This is a genomic window from Garicola koreensis (genome assembly GCF_014195445.1).
Taxonomy (GTDB): Bacteria; Actinomycetota; Actinomycetes; order Actinomycetales; family Micrococcaceae; genus Nesterenkonia; species Nesterenkonia koreensis.
The window spans coordinates 16,777-38,192 of the sequence record NZ_JACIBT010000006.1 but is presented as its reverse complement, the minus strand read 5'-3'; the positions used below and the strand labels follow the sequence as shown (position 1 = coordinate 38,192).

Sequence of the window (21,416 nt, the reverse complement as noted above, 5' to 3'; positions counted from 1 at the left end):
CGCGGCGGTCAAAGGTGAAGTCATTCCTCTTCGGGCCGGACGAGCATTGACCAGCGAGGGCGAGCGCGGCACTTAGGTTCCAGGAGCACTTGGGAGCTCATCACGGCCGCCAAGGCCTCTCCCCGCTCTGCAGCTGCACCAGCTCACCTTCTACGTTCCGGCGTGCGGCGGCCTCCCAGCGGGCATAGCCGGTCCGGGTGTGGAACAGGCTGGGAACGCTGAGCAGCCGCTGCAGCACCTGGGCCCGACCATGGGCGAAATCGGCGTCGCTGACGTGGCTGTAGTCGGCGCGCACCTGGGCCACATAGCGACGGTACACCGCAGGGTCACGGCCGAGGATCTCCAGGTCCGCGTCCACCAGGGCAGCTCCTGCGGCGTCGTCGTTCTCCGGCAGATGCGAGGCAGTGAGGCGGATCAGCCGCCCCACCTCCTCGACCATGTGTCCCGGAATCACCGCGTCGAGATCCTGTTGGGCCAGCTGGGCTGATGCCTCCTCGTCCCGGCCGGCCTCTCCGGCGTAGACAGCGTCGTGGTACCAGCCTGCCAGGCGCACCGAGAGCCGCAGGTCGGCGGGCAGCTCCCCGGCTCGCTCGACGATGCCCACCCCGCGCAGCACGGCCGCCAGGTGGTGGGGTGCGTGGTAGCTGCGGTGGGGTTCCTCCCATCGGTCCAGCAGGCGCTGCCCGGTCTCAGCCCAACCGGCCGTCTCGGCTGCCGGGGCAGCGGCGCCCAACCGTTGCCAGGCGGCGAACAGGTTCTTCCGGACCTTCTCCGGGCGTTCCCGAGTGGTGACCCGCATCCCGGATGCGGCCAGAATGCGCGCCAGCTGCCCGCCGCTGATCGGGGCGGCTCCGCGCTGAACCAGGTCCCGGTAGCGGTGCTCCGGGACGTCGTAGTGGTCGCGGTCGAAGGCGCGGCCGCTGATGCCGGCCTGCTGGGCGAAGGTGTGCAGCTCCTCCAACGAGGCGTCGGAGACCAGGTGGGAGAAGACGGTGCCGTGCGCCGGCCATACCGGGGGATCAATGTAGAGGCTCACCTGTGGGCCCACGTCTCCCCTCGACGCAGCTGGGGCGCGGCGTCGACCAGCAACAATGACGGCGCGGGACTCACCAGGGTCAGCATGGGCCCAGTCTATGTCTCTTGGTCAGCTCACCGCCGGTCGCGGTAGTGTGGCCCCATGGATTTTCGATACTTGGGAAACAGCGGCCTGAAGGTTTCAGAGATCACCTACGGGAACTGGCTGACGCACGGTTCACAGGTTGAGAACGACGTCGCCACCAAGTGCGTCCACGCCGCACTGGATGCTGGCATCACCACCTTCGACACCGCCGATGTCTACGCCAACACGGTGGCCGAGCAGGTTCTCGGCGACGCGCTGGAGGGGCAGCGCCGCGAATCCCTGGAGATCTTCACCAAGGTTTACATGCCCACCGGCCCCAAGGGCCCCAACGACACAGGGCTGAGCCGCAAGCACATTATGGAGTCCATCAACGGCTCGTTGAAGCGGCTGGGCACCGAGTATGTGGATCTCTACCAGGCGCACCGCTACGACTTTGAGACCCCGCTGGAAGAGACCATGCAGGCGTTCGCCGACGTGGTGCGCTCCGGCAAGGCGCTCTACATCGGTGTCTCCGAGTGGAACGCCGAGCAGCTGCGCGCCGGCCATGCTCTGGCCAAGGACCTGGGGATTCAGCTGATCTCCAATCAGCCGCAGTACAACATGCTCTGGCGCATCATCGAGCCCGAGGTCATCCCCGCCTCTGAAGAGCTGGGCATCAGCCAGATTGTCTGGTCGCCCATCGCCCAGGGCGTGCTGACCGGCAAGTATCTGCCGGGTGAGGCCTTCCCAGAGGGCTCCCGAGCCACCGATGAGGCAGGGGGCGCGCGGACCATTGAAAAGTACCTCACCGATGAGATCCTGGCCGCGGTCCAGCAGCTGAAACCCATCGCGGACGATCATGATCTGACCTTGGCCCAGCTGGCCATCGCCTGGGTGCTGCAGAACGAAAACGTCGCCTCAGCTCTGGTCGGGGCCTCCCGTCCGGAGCAGATCGCATCCAACGTCGCTGCCGCCGGGGTCACTCTGGACCAGGAGGCTCGGCAGGCCATCGACTCCATCATCGGCCACTTGGCGCAGAACGATCCGCAGCTGACCAAGTCTCCCTCGACTCGTCTGACCTGAGCCGCGCCGCCGCGTTGCAGTGGTTCAGAGTTGCCATGCCCTAGAATATCTGCGTGGTTTCAGGAACGGGTGAGCGGACCATAGCAACGTGGGCTGCCCTGGCCCTCGTGGTCGGGCTGGCGCTGAGCGCTGCCCCCGCAGCCCACTCGGCCACCGAAACGCCCACTGGCGAGCCCACCGACCCGGCAACCCAGACCACCCTCGAGGAGTCGGGCGAGGAAGAGGGCGACGACGAAATCAACGACGACGAATCGAGCACTGGGTCGCCCACGCCGACTCCCTCACCAACGCCGACCGGCGATCCCACGCAGACCGGGGACCCCACTGGGGGTTCCACTGGAGATCCCGACCCGACTCCACCCCCCACAGGCTCACCTGAACCGGAGCCATCCGAGCCTACGAATGGGCAAGATAATGGGCAAGACAGCGAGAGCAACGGCGAAGACTCAAGTGACGATGAAGAAAACATCCAGCGGCCCGAAATTACCTGCGAAACCACGTCAATGGTGTCTCCCGGTGGCACATTGACGGTCGACTGCGCCGTCACGCCCAGTGACGCTGTGCTGACTCTGAGTGAGGGTTCTCGCCAGTCTGATTATGCAACTCGTATTTCACTCGACAATAATGCGCTCACATTCGTAGCAGCCCAGAACATCCAACACAACCCGCAGGTCGTCCTAACCGTTCAAGCCACCCACCCCAGAGATGGTGATCTCGTCGGAGTGCAGGAAGTCACTATCACCGTTGGTGGTAGTGACAACGGGCAGCCCACCCCAGATCCGACCAACGGGGCCGAGCAGGGCCCGGAGAACGGCGATGGCGACGCTGAAGACCCCGCGTCAGATCCGAGCACCTCTCCGGATGCCTCAGAATCGGCGACCACACCGCCACCTTCTGCAACTCCGACGCCCGCCCCCACTACCACGTCGGCAACGGACGAGCCGGCCCCTGACCCCCAGAACCCTGACGAGGGTTCGGGCGAGGCCCCGGAGGTCATGCCGCCACCTCCCGGCGCACCGGGGGACTCTTCCGTAGAACCGTCCCCATCCATGTTCCCCCACCTGCCCGTGCCCGGCATGCCCCATCCTGGGTCGCTGAACATCGTCCCGGAGCCCACCGCTGATGCTTCCGATGGCACCGATGACCGCGCTGGTGACGGCACTGATGAGGACGAGCCCGAAGATGACGAGGGCTTATTAGCCCAGACGGGCCCGGAGCAGGTGGCGTGGTCCGGTTCGCTTGCTGCTTCTGCGATCGTTTTGGGCATCACGGCCCTGGCACTGTCCCGCCGACAGCCGCAGCGCAGCTCAGGACCCTAGGTCAGTTCGGCTCTGAACGTTTCGACGCCACGGCGGGCCGCAGCACGTAACCGGCACCGCGCACCGTATGGATCATGCGTGGCTGGCCGGCGTCGATCTTTTTGCGCACATAGCTGATGTAGAGCTCAACGATGTTCGCCTGTCCGGCGAAGTCGTACTCCCACACCTCCTGCAGAATCTGAGACTTTGGCAGCACCGTACGAGCATGTCGCATCAGCAGGCGCAGCAGCCGGAACTCTGTGTCGGAGAGATCGATATCCACCCCCGCACGCGTCACAGTACGGGTGTTGGTGTCCAGTTCCAGGTCCCCGACCACCAGCCGCTGACCCTCCCTGCGCTCGGGGAGCCTTCCGCTGAGGAAGTGCAGACGACGCAGTGATTCGTCCACGGCGATGCTGCCAGCCATATGATCGTCGATCGGACGGCAGAACCCCAGGACTTCCTCATCAGGCGCGTCGGCGTCGAACCAGGCCAGCACGGCGGTCTCCTCGTGGGCATTGCGGATGCTCTCCAGGGCCGCGTCGAGGTCGGGGATGCGACGGGCCAACCGTGCATCGCACACCAGCAGGTGAGGGTTCTCCTCCTCCACCAACTGCTGGGCCGCCATGGCACTGGGTGCCTGGAGAACTTTCACGTCCAAGCTGCGCAGCCGTTGCGTGAGCTCGTTGATGGCGGGCGAAGGCCCGGCCAAGATCAGCACCGGCGACGAGATGCGCAGAGTCACCGACGCGAAAGCGTCATCATCCATGCAAACTCCTGCGCTCGACGGGTGTGTCTTCCACCCAGGCCCTCAGCGGCCCAGCGGATGTCCAGATCATATACAGCCTAGCGGCAGTCGGCTCAGCGCAGCATGAACAGACGACGGATGAAGAACACCATTGATACCCCCATCAGCGCCAGACCGACCCACACCAGCGGGAACCACAGCGGTTCGAACCAGAGCCCCATCATGCCGACAGCCATGATGGCCATAGCCAGGTTCAGCCAGGTCAGCATCTGCACAGCGTTCTTGTACTGCTGCTGGACATTGCTGCTGTTGAGCTCCACCGGGTTATTGAAGACACGCGGGTATTTGGCCAGTACGGCGATGCCGATGATCATTACGGTCACCCCCGCTGCTGTCCAGAACCCCTCCCACGGGGATCCGTAGCGGTTGACCGTACCGTCCCAGCTGAAGTGGACCGGCACCTGCTGGTCCATCATGGGAATCTGGGCTGCGACGAAGACAGTGAGCATCACTGGCACCGCGACGCTGATCGCCATCAGGGCTCGGTCCAGCGGGTCCAGGGTGAAGGTCGGCTTTGGCCGGCTGCGGGTGGTGGGGTAGATGAGTGTGCCGTCCGGCTCCTGCAGCGGGACCCCGCGGCGCATGGCCTCCTGATAGCTGTAGGCGACGCCGTCGTCCGTCATGAGGACCCTCAGCGCAGGGTCAGCGCTCTGCCGGGAACGTCAGCGAAGTAGTGGGCCACCAGGTCCTCGTCCACCTCCTGCAGAGTCGCCGGCCTCCACTGCGGGCTGCGGTCCTTGTCGATGAGCTGAGCGCGGATGCCCTCACGGAAGTCGTGGGAGCGCAGAGCGTGCATGGTCACGCCGAACTCCTGGGCCAGAGCCTCCTCCACGCTCAGGTGACGGGCCCGATGAATAGCGTCGAAGGCGACTTTGACCATAGTGGGTGACTTGCTGCGCAGCAGCGTCGCCGTCTCACCGGCCTCTGGGATGCTCTCAGCCAGCTCATCGAGTGCGGCGAGGACATCGGTGAAGTTTTTGTGCGAGTAGGCCTGATCCACCCAGTCGGCCTCGGCCAGTGCGGAGGGGCCGCACGTCTGGGCGAACTCGGGCAGCACCTCGTCCACCGGTTGGGTGGTCAGAGCTTGGGTGAGGTCCTCCAGCGACTCCGAGGCGACGTAGGTGTCTGCCAGCCCGAGGTGGATCCCGTCCGCGGCAGAGAGGTGAATACCGGTGATCCCCGCGTGGACCCCCAGCTCCCCAGGTGCACGCCCCAGCAGGTAGGTGCCGCCGACGTCGGGCGAGAGTCCGATGGTGGTCTCCGGCATGCCGATCCGACTGCGCTCTGTCACCACGCGGTGGGAACCGTGACCAGAGACGCCGATGCCTCCACCGAGCACCACTCCGTCCATCAGCGCGATGTAGGGCTTCGGATATTCGGCGATCGTCAGGTTCATCGCATACTCCTCGGCGAAGAACTGCTCGGCCGGGAACTCGACGCCGAAGGCCGGCTCGCCATCAGGCAGCAGCGGACCCCCGTCGCGATCCTGATACTCCACCATTTCCCAGTAGATCCCGGCCACATCGCCGCCGGCGCAGAGTCCGCGGTCACCGGCTCCGCGGATCAGGACCTGGGCGACCTCGTCGTCGTCGGCCCAATCCTGCAGCTGGATCCTGATGGACTCCACCATCAGCTGCGTCAGCGAGTTCAGTGCTTTGGGCCGGTTCAGCGTAATGATCCCCAGATGCCCGCGCACTTCGAATGCGACGTCGCCGGTGTACGTTTCCCTACCCATATTGAACCTTCCTGATCAGCAACAATGGGATCGAGGCTACCTGGCCGCCGCTAGGCGTTCCACAATCCATAGGAGTCGGCCAGCGATGCGATCTTCTGTGCCCGCGCCAGACGCGGCAGATAGGAGCCGTCCCCGATGGAGGCTCCACGCTCGTGCGCCTCGATCAGTTCACGGGCCCAGCTGAGCTCATCCTCTGAGGGACTGAGCCCCTGATTGACCAGTTCGACCTGCTCGCGATTCAGCGAAAGTTTGCCGGTCATGCCCATGTCGGCGGTCACTTGGCAGGCCTGGGCGATGGCTTCGGCATCGGCATTGGCCTCGGTCGGTCCGTCGATGGCACCGGCCAAGCCCCCCACGCGCGAGGCGATCACCAGCCGCGAGCGCGCATAGGCCAGCGCCATAGGATGGGCGGAGACTCCTACGTCCTTGCGGAAGTCATTGGTGCCGAAGGCAAGCCGGAACGTGCCCGGGGCCAGGGCGATCTGCGTGGCGTTCTCCACACCTAAGGCTGATTCGATGAGCGCCATCACTGGGGTACCTGCCCGCAGCCGCATCGCCGTGTAGGTGACCTGGTCTGCTCGCTCAGTCTCAGCGAGCATCACCCCCCGAAGCCCGTCAGCAGCGGCCAGTGCGGCGACGTCGTCCTCCCAGTGCGGACTGTGGGTAGGGCTGATCCTCACCCACGCGGTCATGCCACCGTTGAGTGCGCTCATCACTGACTCGCGGGCCGACTCCTTCTGATCCTCCGGCACCGATGCCTCCAGGTCGAAGATCACCGAGTCGGCCTCACTGGCCAGACTGGGTCCGAAATCTTCTGCTTTGGCCGCATTGATCAGCAGCCAGGAACGCGAGAGTTTGGCTGGAAGAGCGGCAGCTCGACGATTGCGGAAAGGCATAGCGCCAGCCTACCTGAGGCCCCTGCCCTCTGAGGGCTCGTCAGGAGAAGGGTTCGGCCTTGACACACAGAAACCTGGAGGACATTATGGGCAGTGTTGTTCAGATTTGAAACATCCCGTTCCGTTCGGATCTGAACAGCAGAACCGGACCGACACCCGTATGGATGTTCCCTGGTTCCGCAGAGAAGTCAGCAGAGATTCCGTTCCCTCTGTTGGGCCTCTGCAAGAGAGAAGCATTGTGGCCGGGTGCACTTTCATCCCACCCCTCCGTGCAGCACCCATCGGCCCCTTCTCAGAGTCGGTGGAAGGCTGGCCATTCGGCCGCCTTCCACCGGCCGCTCCTTCCCCGACGAAGCCACGCAGTGCTGCCGGGATGTCCCCTCTGGGCACCGGCGATTAGCGCCGGGACCTGCTGGCCTCCTATTCTGAACCCATGCGCTCCTGCCCCCCGACACGACGCCGACTGGGCACGTTGGTCCTCGGCCTCGCGCTGCTGAGCGCAGCCTGCTCCCCGGCCGACTCGGGGGACGACGAATCCGCTGCCGAAGCCGCCGGGCAGGAACAGGCGCCGCAGAACCCCATCCCGGAGCCGGAGTACGCCAGCGACGACACCGTGCGCCTGCCCATCGGCATGGTCAGCCCCGCCGGACACAATCAGCTCGCTCCCATCGGTGAGGACGGCTCCATCATCGAGGACCAGGGCGGCAACGTCGCTGGCCAGCAGAGCGGCCCACCTCCGCACCAGACCGAGGTTGCCCGCACGGCGACGTTCGGGTGCCAGGATACGATCTCGGTGGTCCAGACGGTGCCGGTGGTCACTGATGATCCGGGCCAGGCGGCCCTGGAGTACCTTCTCTCCCTGGACTCTGTCACCCACGGCGAACCCGCATTCGGCAACCCCCTGGCCATCTCAGACGGCGTCTCCGTTGCATCAGTCGAGCTGGAGGGCGACCAGGTCACGGTCACACTGGAGGGGGAACCGGTCGCCCGTGACGGCTGTGAAACGTGGCGGGTGGCCAAGCAGATCGAAACCACCGCACGCATCGCCACCGGCGCCGACAGCGCCGAAATACGCCTGGAGGACTCCACCCTGAGCGAACATTGGGGACTGGGCGACGACGAGCCGCTGCAGATCACCGAGATTCAGCGCGACTGACCGATCGGCGGTCTCCTTCTGGGGCGAACTGATCAGTCGATCAGCAGCCCCGGCTGTTCCAGCACGGCGGCGACATCACTGATGAATGCTCCCGCCAGGTCCCCGTCGATCAGTCGGTGGTCAAAGGATCCACCCACCACCATCACATCGCGGGGCACGACGTGGCCCTGCACGACCCAGGGTTTCTTCCGCACCGCGCCCAGGGCGACGATCGCGGCCTGACCCGGCGGCAGAATCGGTGTTCCCGTGTCCAGGCCGAGGCTGCCCACATTGGTGATGGACACTGTTCCGCCCTGCATCTCGGCAGCAGTGGTTCGCCCATCCCTGGCATCAGCAGTCAGCTGCGTCAGCGCTGCTGCCAGCCCCAGGGTGTTGTAGATCTGGGCATCATGGATCACCGGCACCACCAGCCCGCGGGGGGTAGCGGCCGCGACACCGAGGTTCACGTAGTTGTGCAGCGTGTAGTGGGTCTCGTGCCAGGAGGCGTTGACCTGCGGATGGCGGCGGGCCGCCCACATGATCGCCTTGGCGGCGAAGAGCATCGGCGACACGCTCAGGTCCTGGTAGGCGGGGTCATTCTTCAGCACCTGCCGCAGCGTCATCGTGGCGGTGACGTCGATCTCTTTGAAGACCGAGACGTGCGGAACGGTGGAGGCAGAGTCTGCGACGTTCAGCGCCGTCGCCTTGCGGACTCCACGGACCTCGACGTTCTCCTCACGCGGGCCCGAACGCAGCAGGCCCGCCTCCTGGGGCTGGGCTGCTCGGCTCTCGGGGGCCGGCGGACCGCTGTCTGGACTCTTGCCGGCCTCCCGCTGTGCCTGTTTCTCACGGGCCCGGCGTTCGACGTCGTCGCGGGTGACCTGACCGCCGCGCCCGGACCCGACCAGCTCCCCGGCGGCGACGCCGAGTCGCTTGGCCAATGCCCGCACCGGCGGGGATGCTTGGGCAATAGACTCTGCTGCGCCTGCGCCCGAACGCTCAGGCTGCGGCCGCCCATGGTCTTCGATGCCCAGATCTGAGACGTCGACCAGGTCCGGGGCAGTAGAGCGCAGCCGCCGCCGGTGCTTCGCGGAGTCTGCTTTGGGGCCGGAGCCGACCAGCGCCTGATTCTCCTCGGAGTTCTCCGCTGCGCTGGACTGCGACTGCTGCTTCGCCGGCTCCGTCTCGGCCGACTCCGTCTCAGTCGGCTCCGTCTCCGCGGCTTCCTTCTGGGCTGATTCAGTCTGTGCAGTTTCAGTCTGCGCTGGTGCCTCTTCTGCCGCCGGCGCGGCTGCGTCGTCGGCCGGCTGATCGGCACCGGCAGGCTGATCGGCACCGGCGATCCGGATCAGCGGCTGCCCGACCTCGATCGTCTGGCCCTCCGCTGCTACCAGTTCGTCGACGGTCCCGGCGTAGGGCACCGGCAGCTCGACCAATGATTTGGCGGTTTCGATCTCGCAGATGATGTCGTTTACTTCAACGGTGTCGCCCACAGCCACCCGCCAGGAGACGATTTCGGCCTCGGTCAGTCCCTCGCCGACGTCGGGAAGCTTGAAGATTTGGCTCATGGTCGGGCCTCCTTAAGCGCGCGGACTCGGATAGGCGAAGCTGCGGTCGAGTGCCTCGAGCATACGGTCGATGTCCGGCAGGTAGCGGTGCTCCTGCGACGAGGGCGGATACGGCATGTGGAATCCGCCCACCCGCAGCACCGGGGCCAGCAGCCGGTGATAGGCGCGTTCGCTCACGCGTGCGGCGATCTCCGCGCCGAACCCGCCGAAGGTCGGGGCTTCGTGGGCGACCACCAGGCGCTGGGTCTTAGCCGCGGAGCGGGCGATGGTCTCATCGTCCAGTGGGCTGATGGAGCGCACGTCGATGACTTCGACGCTGCGGCCCTGCCCGGCGGCCACCTCAGCTGCGGCCAGCGCCACCGACACCAATGGACCGTAGGTAGCCAGCGTGGCGTCTGTTCCTTCGCGCAGCACCTGGGCGGTGAAGGCGTCCGGCGCCGGAGTGGAGGTGTCCACCTCCCCTTTGAGCCAGTAGCGACGCTTCGGCTCAAGGACGATCACAGGATCTTCGCTGACGATTGCTTGGCGCATCATCCAGTACGCGTCGTGCGGGTTGGAAGGGGTGATGAGTCTCAGCCCGGCCGTATGGGCGAAGAGCGCCTCCGGGGACTCGGAGTGGTGCTCGATGGAGCCGATCCGCCCGCCGTAGGGCATGCGGATGGTCACCGGCACCGAGACGGCACCATCAGTGCGGTTATGGATCTTCGCCAACTGGCTGGTGATCTGGTTGAAGGAGGGGAAGACGAATCCGTCGAACTGGATCTCGGCGACAGGCCGGTAGCCGCGCATGGCCAGGCCGATGCTGGAACCGATAATCCCGGACTCCGCCAGCGGGGAGTCGATCACCCGGTGTGGGCCGAAGTCGGCCTGCAGCCCGTCGGTGACGCGAAATACCCCGCCGAGCGCACCGATGTCCTCACCGATGAGCAGCGTCCTCTCATCAGCATTCAGCTCCTCGCGCAGGGCGGCATTGATCGCTTTGGCCAGGGGCATGGCCCGGGTGGTCGGCGTCGTCGTGCTGGTCTCAGCCGCAGTGCTCACTGGCCCTCCTCCTCGGCGAAGCCGGCCTCGTAGTCCTTCAGCCAGGCTTTTTCGGTCTCCACCTGGCGGTGCGGTTCAGCGTAGACGGTGTCGAAGACCCGATCGATGTCGATCCCTTCCATCGTGTGGACGGTGTGGCGCAGGTCTGCGGCAAGCTCAGTGGCTTCCTGATCCACCGTGTCGAAGTAGGCCTCATCAGCCTTGCCCTCGTTCTGCAGCCAGGTCTTGTACCGTGCGACCGGGTCCTTAGCGGTCCAGGCGTCGATCTCCTCCGAGGTGCGGTACTTGGTGGGATCATCGGCGGTGGTGTGGGCACCCATGCGGTAGGTGACCGATTCGATCAGCTTTGGGCCCTCTCCGCTGCGGATCTGCTGCGCAGAGTGCCGGGCGACGGCGTAGCTGGCCAGCACATCGTTGCCGTCCACACGCACACCCTCGAACCCGTACCCCGAGGCACGGTTTGCCAGCGGGAACCTCGACTGTGTGGAGCTGGGCACTGAGATGGCCCAGTGGTTGTTCTGGATGAAGTAGAGCATCGGCAGCTGATAGGAACTGGCGAAGACCATCGACTCGTGGATATCACCCTGACTGGAGGCACCGTCGCCGAAGCAGGCGAGGACCAGCTCGTCCTCAGCCTTCTGCGGCGGCAGCGATCCGGTCCGCAGATCTTGGGCAATACCCATCGCCCACCCGGCCGCGTGCAGAGTCTGAGCGGCCAGCACGACTGAGTATGTATTGAAGTGGTAGTCCTCCGGGTCCCAGCCGGAGTGCCGCGCCGCCCGGAAGGTGCCGATCAGCTCCTCGGGGCTGATCCCGCGATACAGCGCCATGGCGTGCTCGCGGTAGGTCGGAAAGACCCGGTCGGTGGGCTTCAGCGCGGCAATGGTGCCGGTCTGGGCAGCCTCCTGCCCCAGGGCCGGGGCCCAGAGCGCCAGCTGACCCTGACGCTGCAGGCTGGTGGCCTCGGCGTCGAAGCGTCGCTCCAGTGCCATGTGCCGATACAGGTCCCGCAGTGCGGCGTCGTCGAGGTCCTCCAGATATGTGCTGTAGACCTCGTGATTTCGCAGCGTGCCATCTTCGGCCAAGAGCTGTACCACGTCTTCCATGGTGCCCATTGTCTCAGCCTCGTTCAACGGCTCCCACTGTAGGTTCTGCACAACTGCAGGAAACGGTCGTTGGCTTCGGGCTCACTGATCGTCACCCGTACGCCCTCTCCGGAAAAGGCCCGCACGGCAAGTGCCTCCACCCCGGCGGCATGGGCAAAGTCCTGGGCGTTCTCCCCCAGCGCCAGCCAGACGAAGTTTCCCTGTGCTTGGGGAATCTGCCACCCGGCTTCTGACAGGGCTGCGACAACTCGTTGTCGCTCTTCCACAATGGCGCCCACTCGCTCATCGACCTGATCGTGGTGCTGCAGTGAGGCAATTGCTGCCACTTCACCTACGGTGCTGACCCCGAACGGCACTGCCGTTTTGCGCAGATGCTCGGTGATGGACTGCTGGGCAATGCTGTAGCCGACCCGCAGGGCGGCCAGCCCATGGGCCTTGGAGAAGGTTCGCAGCACTGCCACGTTGGGATAGCGGCGGTACAGCGCCAGGGAATCCACCGGATCATCGCTGCGCACAAACTCGTGATATGCCTCATCGATGACGACGACCACGTGGTCGGGAATCCTGCCGATGAACTGCTCCACCTCCGTGTGGGTCAGTGCCGGGCCGGTCGGGTTGTTCGGGGTGCACAGCAGGATGACTTTGGTCCGCTCGGTCACCGAGGCGACCATTCCCGCCAGGTCGTGGCGACCATCCTCAGTGACCGGGACCATGATGTCTTTGGCCCCAGCGGTACGCACCACGATGGGGTATGCCTCGAAGGATCGCCAGGCGAAGATGACCTCGTCTGCTGTGCCGCGGGAATCGGTGCCGGCGAAGGCGGCAATGATCTGTGACAGGGCGCCGAGGCTGCCGGTGCCGGTGACGATGTCCTCGAAGGGAACATCGAGGTGAGCGGCCAGGGCTGTGCGCAGCTCTTCGGCGCCGGGGTTGGGATAGCGGTGCATAGTCATCACACCTGCCGCGGCCTCCGCGGCGGCGGGGACCGGGCCCAGCGCGCTCTCATTGGAGGAGAGTTTATAGGGGGTCAGCCCCTCAGCGGGCACAGGCGGTTTCCCCGCAGCGTAGGACGGCAGGGCGCCGACGGCTTCCCGCGGGGTGGGGGTGATGAACGAACGTGTCATAGAAACCTCACTGGGAATCGGGCCTCAACCCGTGAGACGATGGTCTGTGTGAGAATCCTACTGGCAATCGTTCTCAACGCACTGGCACTGGGAGCAGCCGCGCTGCTGGTGCCCGGAATCCGCATGGAGGGGTGGAGCGACGACCCGGGGGCGGTGTTGCTGGCCTACCTGTTCGTCGGAGCGGTCTTCGGCATCGTCAATGTGACCATCAAACCGATTGTGAACATCCTCTCGCTGCCGATCACGTGCTTGACCCTGGGGCTCTTCGCCGTCGTCATCAACGCGCTGATGCTGCTGCTCACCGGCTGGCTGACGTCGTGGACACCGGTCACTCTGATCGTGGAAAATTTCTTCTTCGACGCGATTCTCGGCGCGGTCGTGGTCTCCATCGTCTCTGCTGTTCTCAATCGTTTTCTCATCTCTCCGGTGACCCGAGACTGAATACCTCAGTCGGCCGGTGCCGACGGCGAGCCGCGACGCCTGCCGCCGGTGCGCTGAGACGGCAGATCGCGAGACCCCGCGGCGCGGTCTGCAGGGTTCGCCGCGTTGCCGGAGGACTTTCCAACTGCACCGTCCCGAGACTGCCACCGGGTGGTGAACATCATGGTCCGCACGTTTCCGGCCAGGTGTCCGCGCAGCACGTCCAAGTGGGCAGTCTCCTCTGCGCTGAGCGCGTCAGAGGCGTGGTCCTCCAAAGTCGAGATGGCATCTGTATTGTGCTGCAGGCTGTGGGCGCTGCCAGCCACGGAGCCCACCTCGCTCTGCGGATTCTGGTGGTCGTAGATGACGCTGAGCCGATCCGCGGACTCTTGGTGCCGCTGCCCCAGCGCGTGGGGAATCGGGTCCCGTTCGTCTTCGAAGTGGGTGAGCTTCACATCAGTTTCGACCCGCTTGTTCTGTCCCGGTGATCCGATCGTCGCTGCGGCGGGAACCGTGTACTTTTCGGTCCATGAGGTGTTGTTGACCAAGTTGAGAACGTGGCCGCCGCCCATGCTGTGCCCGATGGGCAGTACGGTGGCACCCTCGGGGACTCCAGCGGTCTGCAGCGCGTCTTCCACTGCGGCGCTCATGTGCTGAGAATCGTTGCCGAACGCATCGGCGAGGCTCATGGGGCTGCGACCGTGATCAGTGTTCAGCCCATCGATGTCCACCCCGGGGAGGTAGAGAACGTAGCTGGTCTCTCCGCTCTGCTTCTCTATGCTGGAGACGGCTATATCGCCATGATCGCTCACCTCAGCCATGTTCTGCAGGTGGTTTCCCAAAGTGCCGTCGCCGACGTGGAAGAACTCGTTGGCGGGGATGGGGTCGAGCACCTGCTCATGGCCCTCCAGCAGCTCTGCGGAGAGGTCAGCGTGCTCCTCCGCCGCTGTCAGGGCGGAGACCAGGGCAGATGCCGCTGGGGTGTCCAGTGCCAGGCCGCCGGTGACGACGCCGGTGGTGACCAGCCAGTCATAGACCAGGCTCTTGTCACCATCGGGGGTGAGCAGGTGTTCAACCACCAGCCCGTAGTCGGAGACCCGCAGCAGCAGCGTGAACCAACTCTGCACAGTGGTCTCGACGTCACGATATGCCTGGTGTGCGGCTTCTGCTCCTGTGCTGGCCTGGTCCAACAGCACCTCTGTGCCCGCCGTCCTGGTCAGCATCGTGCCGAACTGGGTTTGGAAGCCCAGGCTGCGCCAATGCAGGTGCCCGGGCGTGGAGCCCAGCTCACCGGCAACGGTGACAAGGTCCTGGCGAATCTCGGTGAACACGGCAGCGGCGGCCTCCACGCGCTCTGCTGCTTCTAACAGCGAGTCCCAGAAGAGATTGATGTTGGTGGGACCGCCTGCGGTGCGCACCGAGAATCCTGAGGTGGGGTGCAGGCTCGAATCCCACGCCTGCTCGGAGATGGGGGTGCCTGGGCCAATGATCACCGGTGCAGGTATTGCCGATTTGAGCATCGTGGAGCTGATCCTCTCTCACCACAGGCGGGCGACGACGTCGCGCAGCAGGGGCGGGACCCCACCGTTGTCCTGCACATACCCCACCAGCCTGCCGGCGTCGGTGGCGGCCTCTGCGGCAGCGATGCGCATTCCCTCCAGTCGTGCCGCCCCCACGTCCTGGGCCACTGCAGTGATGTCCACTGCGGAGAGCAGCGAGACCATGGTGCCCAGCTGGCGGGCCGTCTCCGCGTAGCTGCTCAGATCTGCCGCGATCGTCTCCGCCGCTGCCGCCAGGTGGAACGCCTCGTCCTGAAGCATGGCGCCCGGCCCCCGGAGGCCTTCCAACGCCTGGCGAAAAGCGGAACCGGCCTCGGAGTTCCAGTTCACCTGCTGGGCGGCCTGCAGCTGGGCGAGGTACTGCTCTGCCCGGTCGGGGATGCCGCGCAGCACATGTCCGGCCGCACGGTAGGCAGCAGCAGTGCGGTCCAGCTCCGCGGCGGCGGTGGCGATGAACATCCTGGTCCCTCCTGTCTCTGCGTGCGCAGCAGCCCGACACGGCTGAGACTATGGAGCCAAGGTGCTTCCGGGCAGCCTCCGCTGTGCGGGGTGAGGAGTACTCGGCGTGCCCGCTTGGGACACCGGCTGTGGGGAAAACTCCACGCGATCAGACGTGGCAGAATGAGGCCCATGACCTCTGCACTGACTGCCGAACAGGACCGAGTCCGCCTGGCCGACGTTGAACCGGCAATCGCCCTGGGGGCTCTGGACGGCCGGTACCGCTCTGCGACGGCGCCGCTGGTGGATCATCTCTCCGACGCCGCGCTGAACCGCAACCGTATCCACGTGGAGGTTGAGTGGTTCATCCACCTGTGCAGCAACCAGGTGCTGGTGGGCCTGCCGGAGCTCACCGATGAGCAGGTCCGCGCGCTGCGCGCCGTCCCCGCCTCCTTCGGCTCGGAGGAGATTGCCGAGCTGGGCGCGATCGAAGCCACGACCGTCCACGACGTCAAAGCAGTGGAGTACTTCATCACGGACCGGCTGGAGGGCCTGGGCCTTGCTGAGCTGAAGCCTCTGGTGCATTTTGCCTGCACCAGTGAGGACATCAATAACCTTTCCTACGCAGTCGGCATTCGCGACGCCGTCGAGCAGGTGTGGCTGCCGGCGGCGCGCACCATGGTCTCCAGCCTGTCGTCGCTGGTGGACGAGGCAGCGGAGGTGCCGATGCTCTCGCGCACACATGGGCAGCCGGCCACCCCCACCACGCTGGGCAAAGAGATCGCCGTCTTCGTCCACCGGCTGGGTCGGCAGCTGCGCCGCATCGAGCAGCAGGAGTACCTGGGCAAGCTCAACGGCGCCACCGGCACCTACGCCGCGCACTTGGCCGCCGCACCGGAGGCGGACTGGCCGCAGATCGCGCAGTCCTTCGTGGAGAAGCTGGGTCTGACCTTCAACCCGCTGACCACCCAGATCGAATCCCATGACTACCAGGCCGAGCTCTACGCCGACGTCGCGCGCTTCAATCGGATTCTGCACGGCTTGTGCGTCGATATCTGGAGCTACATCAGCATCGGGTTCTTCCGGCAGATTCCCGTGGCGGGGGCGACCGGCTCATCGACGATGCCCCATAAGGTCAACCCCATTCGGTTCGAGAACGCCGAGGCGAACCTGGAGATCTCCAATGCCCTGCTGGACTCTCTGGGGGCCACCCTGGTGGAGTCTCGTTGGCAGCGTGACCTCACCGACTCCTCCGGGCAGCGCAATATCGGCACCGCCCTGGGGCATTCGGTGCTGGCGCTGAGCAACGTCACCAAGGGTCTGAAGCAGCTAGATGTGGCGTCCGAGGTCATCGCCGCTGATCTGGAGGCCAACTGGGAGGTGCTCGGTGAGGCCATCCAGACCGTGATGCGCGCCGAGGCGATCGCCGGCGTGGCCGGCATGCAGGACCCCTACGAGCGGCTCAAGGAGCTGACCCGTGGACGCCGGGTCGACGCCGAAAAACTGGCTGAGTTCGTCTCCGGGCTGGGCCTCTCCCCGGCGGCCGAGGCGCGGCTGAAGAACCTCACCCCCGCCCGGTACACCGGTCTGGCAGCCGACCTCGCGAAGCGGTTCAGCCGCTGATGCGGCGTCGGCTGCGGCTGAAGAGCCGGTCCAGCCCCCAGAAGCCGCAGGCCAGGGCCAGGTAGGCCGCCACGATGGCCACGACGTAGACACCGACGCCGGAGTAGCCGATGCCCGGCACATCCAAGATGACGTACGGGTACCAGTCCAGACCTGGGCCGCGGATCAGGGTCGCGGCCAGCCAGGCCAGGGGAATCGTCACGGACCCGACCAGCACCCGCCCGGTGATGCGGCCGAACGGCCCGAAGAGCAGCCACACCAGCGGCACCAGCATCGGCATCGCCTGGTGCAGCACCGCATCGTTGAACTGCCGGACGCCGATCAGCACAGCGTCATCGCGCAGCAGAACGTTGAACACCAGACCGGTGATGATCATCTGCACCACACCGGCGAGCCGCACCGCATGGAACACCGCCGAGCGGCGCTGAGTCCGCAGGGTGAGCATCACCGAGGTCACCAGGACCAGCAGTCCCGACAGAAATGTGAAGTACACCGGTTGATTGAGCATGTGCTCCCACCCGGCGGTGAAGCCCCCGCTGTAGGCCACTCCGGCAGGCAGCTGGGAATCATTGGTCCACCCGATATACAGCGACGTCGCGATCCCACTTGCGGCCAGCAGCGCGATGACGGCATGCACTGCGCGGGCTGCCGCCGAGTGCTGCCACTGCCGGGGTCCAGTCCACCCGACCACACAGCCCACCGAAGCCATAGCAACGCTCCTAGGCGCGCTCGGCGATCCGCCTGATGGCGGCCAGCGTAGCGGGTATCCCTTCATAGGCCGCCTCAGTGCGCTCCCGGATCTGGGCACCGGCGTCCTCACCGAACTTCTGGTGGAACATCTCGATGCCAGCCAGCAGGAACTCCCAGGACTCGGTGAGTTCGGTGCCCGCCTCGACCGGCCTCATGGTGTAGCCCCAGCGGACGTAGCCGTTGCCGACGATCCAGGCGAACTCCCGACCACGCTCGGCGGCGACGACCTCGCTGACAGTCTCCCAGACCCGGCCGTTACGCTCGTTGCGGCCGGTGAACCGGGCACCGACGCGTGCGCCGCCCTCCTCATGCCACCAGCAGCTGGTGCAGACAGGACTCCACTCCCCAGTGCGGGTCACATCGGAGACCAGGTCGTAGACGGCCTCCGGCGAGGCCTGTACGGTGATCGACTCTTGATGTGTGCGCTCAGTCATGACCCAAGTGTCTCAGGCCAGGACACAGCAGTGCCGCACTGGGGCGTGGTGGCCCGGTGCGTCGCTACACGTGGACTTCGACCTCGGCGTCCTCGCGCAGCTGCTCAATGTGGGCCTGAACGGCCTCGTTCTCCTTCTGGGTGGTCAGCTGCTCCTCAATTTGGGGGCGCAGCTCCTCCAGGTCCGGGGTCTCGGTCTCTTCACCGTCCTGCCCCTGGCCCTGGGATGACTGCTGATCAGCGAAGTCCTCGTAGGTCTGCTTGATCTCCTCCTCAGAGGGCTCCTCCACGTCCAGGGAGTCCACGACCTGGTTGATCAGCACCTGCTGCTTAACATCGGCACGCAGCTCGTCCTCGCTGACGTCCTGCTCCTCAGCCATGCTCAAGAATTCATCCACGGACTCCATGCCGTTGGATTCGGCGACTGACTCCAACTCGGCGTCGACGTCCTCCTCGCTGGCTTCATAGCCGTTAGCTTCGGCCTCCTGGGTCAGCAGCTCGTAGCCGATCAGGTTGTTCAGAGTCTGCTCCTGCAGCGCCTCCTCATCGACCTCCTCGCCGCTCATCTGCGACTGCATCGCCATCTGCGAGAACTGCGTCTCATAGGCGGAGCTGTACTCCTCACCGCTGATGTCGGCATCGTTGACCTCGGCGACGACGTCGGGCACATCGCCCAGGTCAGGCTCGGGCATCTGCTGCTGAGACGGCGCGTCGGAGCTGCCGCCCCCCTGGGACTGCTCTTCGGCAGCCTGTCCGGTCGCGGCCTCACCTTCGGCGCCCTCGGCGTCGCCCTCGCCGCAGGCTGCCAGCCCGAACAGCAGTGCGGCGGCCGCCACGGATGTGGCGAGTTTCTTCTGTGTGGCCATCTGCATGCCCAACACCTCCTTCTACGGGGTCGACTCGGCACGGTAGCACCTGGACCACAACAGCCGTTTCAGCTGAGTACCAGCATTTATGGTGACCCGGGCGAACACATCGTATATGACAAACTCTCTTGACATTTGGTGTCAAGTTGGGTTGTCATTAAGGCATGGTTCCACGCACCTCCACGACGACGCCGCACCCGGTTCGCGCTCTGCGAAAGGCCCGCCGCCTGACTCAGGCGGAGCTGGCTCAGACGGTGGGCGTGAGCCGGCAGACCGTCGTCGCCATCGAGCAGGGCGACTACGCACCCTCAGTGTTTCTGGCCCTGCGGCTCGCCCGCACACTGGCGACCACCGTGGAAGAGCTCTTCGGCGATCAGGAGCCGAAGCAGTGAGCCGATCAAGCCGATCAAGGAGACCCGGCATGACACAGCAGCTGAGAAGTGATCCTGATGGGGTCACTGGAAGGAGAGCAGCATGGCACCACGTAGACATGTGAGGGCGAGCGTCGAGGAACGGATGCTCGGCGCGGAGGTCGACCTCGCCGACGAGCGGGAGCGTGCCACCTTCACTGAGGGCGGCACATACGGCATGTTCATCGGCATGTACCTGACATATCTGATTGCACTGGTCTTCGCCCTCTTCGGACACCTCCTGGTGCCTTTCGTCCTGTTGGCTCTGGGCGTGATGCCGGCAATGGTCACACTGACCTATGCTGAGAAGCGTGGCGTGGACGCCTTTGCCATTCTGGCCCGCGGCGGCTCACGAGCCTCGACCCTGTCGGGGGTAGCCACGCTGACGATTCTGCTGCTGATCTCCGGGGCGATGATGGTCACCACGTTCACCGGTTCCGGCCTGCTGGAGTTTGAGCTTTCACAGACGTGGTCGGACCGCCTCAGCTCTGCGGGCAGTGGTGCGGCCATCGGGACAGGAATCGGAGCTGCGATGGGTTATCTGGCTGCACTCTGGGTAGTGATGCGTCGCCGCAAACAGCAGAATGAGCCCGATCACGATGAAGAATGAGCCGCACGACGCCGGCCCACCTCCTGACGCTCTCCCCCTACTGGGCGTGAAAGCGCCGTATGCGATCCAGTCCCTCCGCCACGGCGGCAGAACCCGGTGCCAGACTCAGTCGGACCCATTCCTGACCGTTGACGGGATCAAAGTCGGTGCCGGGGACCACCGCCACCCCGGCCCGCTCCAGCAGAGCGGTGCAGTAGCTGGCGGCGTCGTCGTGCTCTTCTAAGTGGCTGCCTATGCGGGCGTAGACGTAGAAGGCACCGTCGGCCGGGGCGACCTGGTCCCAGCCGATCTCCTCCAGTGCATCGAGCACCAACGTCCGCGCTGCTGCGTAGTCGTCGAGCTGGGCTTCGGCGAACGCCATTGAGTCCGCACTGAAGGCCTCCACGGCGGCCAGCTGCGAGCCGTGCGGCGGGCACAGGGCAACGTTTCCGGCCAGCCGGGAGACCGGGTCCACCAGGTGCTGCGGCAGCACCGTCCACCCCAGCCGCCAGCCGGGCATCCCCCAGTACTTGGAGAACGAGGAGACCACAGCGGCCTCGCTGCTGACTTCCAGGGCGCTGACCCCGGGCTGTTCGAAGGTGATGCCGTGATAGATCTCGTCGCTGATCAGCTGGACGCTGTTCTGCTGGCACCAGTCGGTGAGCGCGGCGAGCTGGTCGCGGCCGACCATGGTTCCGGTGGGATTGGCCGGTGAGGCCAGCATCAGGCCACTGATCGGACCGTTGGCCGCCACTTCGGCGTCGAGCTGTTCGGGTGTGGGCTGGAAGCGGACCTCGGGGCCGCAGTCCAGATCCACCACCTCTGCGCCCAGGCTGGCCAGAATGTTGCGGTAGGCCGGGTATCCGGGGCGGGCCAGAGCCACCCGCTCGCCGGCGTCGAAGGCGGCGAGGAAGTTCAGCACGAAGGCCCCGGATGAGCCGGTGGTCACCGCGACGCGCTCGGCTGGAACCTCGACGTCGTACCAGCGGCGATAGTGCTCAGCGATAGCTTCGCGCAGCGGCATGATCCCCAGCGCGGGCGAGTAGTTCAGCACCGTGTTCTGCTCGTGCAGGCGCGCGGCGGCGGCATTGACCTCCGGCGGGGCACCGGAGCCCGGTTCGCCGGCGGTCAGGGAGATGATGTCCTCGCCAGCGGTGCGCAGCTCGGCGATGCGCGCCAGGATGGACATCACTTCGAACCCGGGAACCTGTGAACGCTGCGAGGCCTGCATAGTGCCAGCCTAACTGCCGGCCCGGGGCTGGCGGATACCGGCGCCGCCGCACGGACGTTCGCGCTCGCTCCACCATTGACCACACTGCCAGCACTGCCAACGCATCCATTGCTGGATTCTTGTCGCTCTGAGCGCCGTTCTCGCGCCATTCCGCCAAAAATCCATCAACCGGCGCGGTGTCGCCGTCCGCGGCTGCAGCCGTCC

General features: G+C 65.6%; 22 protein-coding genes. 7 read left to right on the top strand and 15 right to left on the bottom strand.

The genetic code is table 11. From position 1 onward, the window contains the following. Positions 1 to 100: 100 nt before the first annotated feature. Positions 101 to 1,036: a DUF4031 domain-containing protein gene (locus tag FHX47_RS08210; protein ID WP_183358457.1), complete on the bottom strand. Its 936-nt coding sequence runs from the start codon at positions 1,034 to 1,036 to the stop codon at positions 101 to 103. A 141-nt stretch (positions 1,037 to 1,177) separates the two neighbouring features. Between FHX47_RS08210 and FHX47_RS08205 the strand changes: the two genes are divergently transcribed. Both FHX47_RS08205 and FHX47_RS08200 read left to right on the top strand, forming a co-directional pair. Continuing rightward, positions 1,178 to 2,182 carry an aldo/keto reductase family protein gene (locus FHX47_RS08205; protein ID WP_183358456.1) on the top strand — a complete coding sequence of 335 codons (1,005 nt, stop codon included), beginning with the start codon at positions 1,178 to 1,180 and terminating at the stop codon, positions 2,180 to 2,182. A 1,049-nt stretch (positions 2,183 to 3,231) separates the two neighbouring features. Beyond that, positions 3,232 to 3,501 (top strand): hypothetical protein, encoded by a 270-nt coding sequence (locus FHX47_RS08200; protein WP_183358455.1) that lies wholly within the window; start codon positions 3,232 to 3,234, stop codon positions 3,499 to 3,501. A gap of 1 nt (position 3,502) precedes the next feature. Here the strand turns inward: FHX47_RS08200 and FHX47_RS10975 are convergent, their stop codons facing one another. The 4 genes from FHX47_RS10975 to FHX47_RS08180 form a co-directional block, all read right to left on the bottom strand. Beyond that, a complete protein-coding gene (locus FHX47_RS10975; protein WP_281376223.1) occupies positions 3,503 to 4,249 on the bottom strand; it encodes a winged helix-turn-helix transcriptional regulator in 747 nt (248 codons plus the stop codon). A gap of 92 nt (positions 4,250 to 4,341) precedes the next feature. Further along, the gene (locus tag FHX47_RS08190) at positions 4,342 to 4,911 is read right to left on the bottom strand and encodes a DUF1648 domain-containing protein (protein ID WP_183358454.1); all 570 of its coding nucleotides are present in this window, start codon (positions 4,909 to 4,911) and stop codon (positions 4,342 to 4,344) included. A gap of 8 nt (positions 4,912 to 4,919) precedes the next feature. Further along, positions 4,920 to 6,023, bottom strand: a complete 1,104-nt coding sequence (locus FHX47_RS08185; RefSeq protein WP_183358453.1) for an enoyl-CoA hydratase/isomerase family protein — start codon at positions 6,021 to 6,023, stop codon at positions 4,920 to 4,922. 50 nt (positions 6,024 to 6,073) lie between these two features. Further along, positions 6,074 to 6,919: an HpcH/HpaI aldolase/citrate lyase family protein gene (locus FHX47_RS08180; protein WP_183358452.1), complete on the bottom strand. Its 846-nt coding sequence runs from the start codon at positions 6,917 to 6,919 to the stop codon at positions 6,074 to 6,076. Between the two features lie 433 nt (positions 6,920 to 7,352). Between FHX47_RS08180 and FHX47_RS08175 the strand changes: the two genes are divergently transcribed. Further along, positions 7,353 to 8,075 (top strand): hypothetical protein, encoded by a 723-nt coding sequence (locus FHX47_RS08175; RefSeq protein WP_183358451.1) that lies wholly within the window; start codon positions 7,353 to 7,355, stop codon positions 8,073 to 8,075. A gap of 32 nt (positions 8,076 to 8,107) precedes the next feature. Here the strand turns inward: FHX47_RS08175 and FHX47_RS08170 are convergent, their stop codons facing one another. Genes FHX47_RS08170 through FHX47_RS08155 form a run of 4 tightly spaced genes read right to left on the bottom strand, consistent with a single transcriptional unit; the run spans position 8,108 to position 12,893 of the window. Next, entirely contained in the window at positions 8,108 to 9,622 is a 1,515-nt protein-coding gene (locus FHX47_RS08170) for a dihydrolipoamide acetyltransferase family protein (protein WP_183358450.1), read from the bottom strand. A 12-nt stretch (positions 9,623 to 9,634) separates the two neighbouring features. Further along, a complete protein-coding gene (locus FHX47_RS08165) occupies positions 9,635 to 10,615 on the bottom strand; it encodes an alpha-ketoacid dehydrogenase subunit beta (RefSeq protein ID WP_183358480.1) in 981 nt (326 codons plus the stop codon). 44 nt (positions 10,616 to 10,659) lie between these two features. Then, the gene (locus tag FHX47_RS08160; RefSeq protein WP_183358449.1) at positions 10,660 to 11,769 is read right to left on the bottom strand and encodes a thiamine pyrophosphate-dependent enzyme; all 1,110 of its coding nucleotides are present in this window, start codon (positions 11,767 to 11,769) and stop codon (positions 10,660 to 10,662) included. Positions 11,770 to 11,792: 23 nt separating this feature from the next. Beyond that, positions 11,793 to 12,893, bottom strand: a complete 1,101-nt coding sequence (locus tag FHX47_RS08155; RefSeq protein WP_183358448.1) for a histidinol-phosphate transaminase — start codon at positions 12,891 to 12,893, stop codon at positions 11,793 to 11,795. Between the two features lie 48 nt (positions 12,894 to 12,941). On the opposite strand from FHX47_RS08155, the gene FHX47_RS08150 reads away from it, so the two are divergent. Next, positions 12,942 to 13,334 carry a phage holin family protein gene (locus tag FHX47_RS08150; RefSeq protein WP_343064345.1) on the top strand — a complete coding sequence of 131 codons (393 nt, stop codon included), beginning with the start codon at positions 12,942 to 12,944 and terminating at the stop codon, positions 13,332 to 13,334. A 5-nt stretch (positions 13,335 to 13,339) separates the two neighbouring features. On the opposite strand, the gene FHX47_RS08145 is transcribed toward FHX47_RS08150, so the two are convergent. Both FHX47_RS08145 and FHX47_RS08140 read right to left on the bottom strand, forming a co-directional pair. Further along, the gene (locus FHX47_RS08145; protein WP_183358446.1) at positions 13,340 to 14,833 is read right to left on the bottom strand and encodes a hypothetical protein; all 1,494 of its coding nucleotides are present in this window, start codon (positions 14,831 to 14,833) and stop codon (positions 13,340 to 13,342) included. A gap of 18 nt (positions 14,834 to 14,851) precedes the next feature. Beyond that, positions 14,852 to 15,331, bottom strand: a complete 480-nt coding sequence (locus FHX47_RS08140; protein WP_183358445.1) for a hypothetical protein — start codon at positions 15,329 to 15,331, stop codon at positions 14,852 to 14,854. A gap of 171 nt (positions 15,332 to 15,502) precedes the next feature. Here FHX47_RS08140 and purB point away from each other — a divergent pair, with 171 nt between their 5' ends. Beyond that, complete coding sequence (gene purB / locus FHX47_RS08135; RefSeq protein ID WP_246328116.1) at positions 15,503 to 16,933, top strand: adenylosuccinate lyase; 1,431 nt, start codon at positions 15,503 to 15,505, stop codon at positions 16,931 to 16,933. Here purB and FHX47_RS08130 read toward each other — a convergent pair. The 3 genes from FHX47_RS08130 to FHX47_RS08120 all read right to left on the bottom strand — a co-directional run bounded on the left by FHX47_RS08130 (position 16,923) and on the right by FHX47_RS08120 (position 18,982). Then, positions 16,923 to 17,642: a Pr6Pr family membrane protein gene (locus tag FHX47_RS08130; RefSeq protein WP_183358443.1), complete on the bottom strand. Its 720-nt coding sequence runs from the start codon at positions 17,640 to 17,642 to the stop codon at positions 16,923 to 16,925. The two genes, purB and FHX47_RS08130, sit on opposite strands and share 11 nt — an antisense overlap. Positions 17,643 to 17,652: 10 nt before the next feature. Next, positions 17,653 to 18,117 (bottom strand): SRPBCC family protein, encoded by a 465-nt coding sequence (locus FHX47_RS08125; RefSeq protein ID WP_183358442.1) that lies wholly within the window; start codon positions 18,115 to 18,117, stop codon positions 17,653 to 17,655. A 64-nt stretch (positions 18,118 to 18,181) separates the two neighbouring features. Next, a complete protein-coding gene (locus FHX47_RS08120; protein WP_183358441.1) occupies positions 18,182 to 18,982 on the bottom strand; it encodes a SurA N-terminal domain-containing protein in 801 nt (266 codons plus the stop codon). 164 nt (positions 18,983 to 19,146) lie between these two features. Here FHX47_RS08120 and FHX47_RS08115 point away from each other — a divergent pair, with 164 nt between their 5' ends. Together FHX47_RS08115 and FHX47_RS08110 are read left to right on the top strand one after the other, a co-directional pair. Then, complete coding sequence (locus FHX47_RS08115; RefSeq protein WP_183358440.1) at positions 19,147 to 19,374, top strand: helix-turn-helix transcriptional regulator; 228 nt, start codon at positions 19,147 to 19,149, stop codon at positions 19,372 to 19,374. Positions 19,375 to 19,456: 82 nt separating this feature from the next. Continuing rightward, positions 19,457 to 20,002, top strand: a complete 546-nt coding sequence (locus tag FHX47_RS08110) for a hypothetical protein (protein ID WP_183358438.1) — start codon at positions 19,457 to 19,459, stop codon at positions 20,000 to 20,002. Between the two features lie 37 nt (positions 20,003 to 20,039). On the opposite strand, the gene FHX47_RS08105 is transcribed toward FHX47_RS08110, so the two are convergent. Continuing rightward, positions 20,040 to 21,212 carry a pyridoxal phosphate-dependent aminotransferase gene (locus FHX47_RS08105; RefSeq protein WP_183358436.1) on the bottom strand — a complete coding sequence of 391 codons (1,173 nt, stop codon included), beginning with the start codon at positions 21,210 to 21,212 and terminating at the stop codon, positions 20,040 to 20,042. Between the last annotated feature and the right edge of the window lie 204 nt (positions 21,213 to 21,416).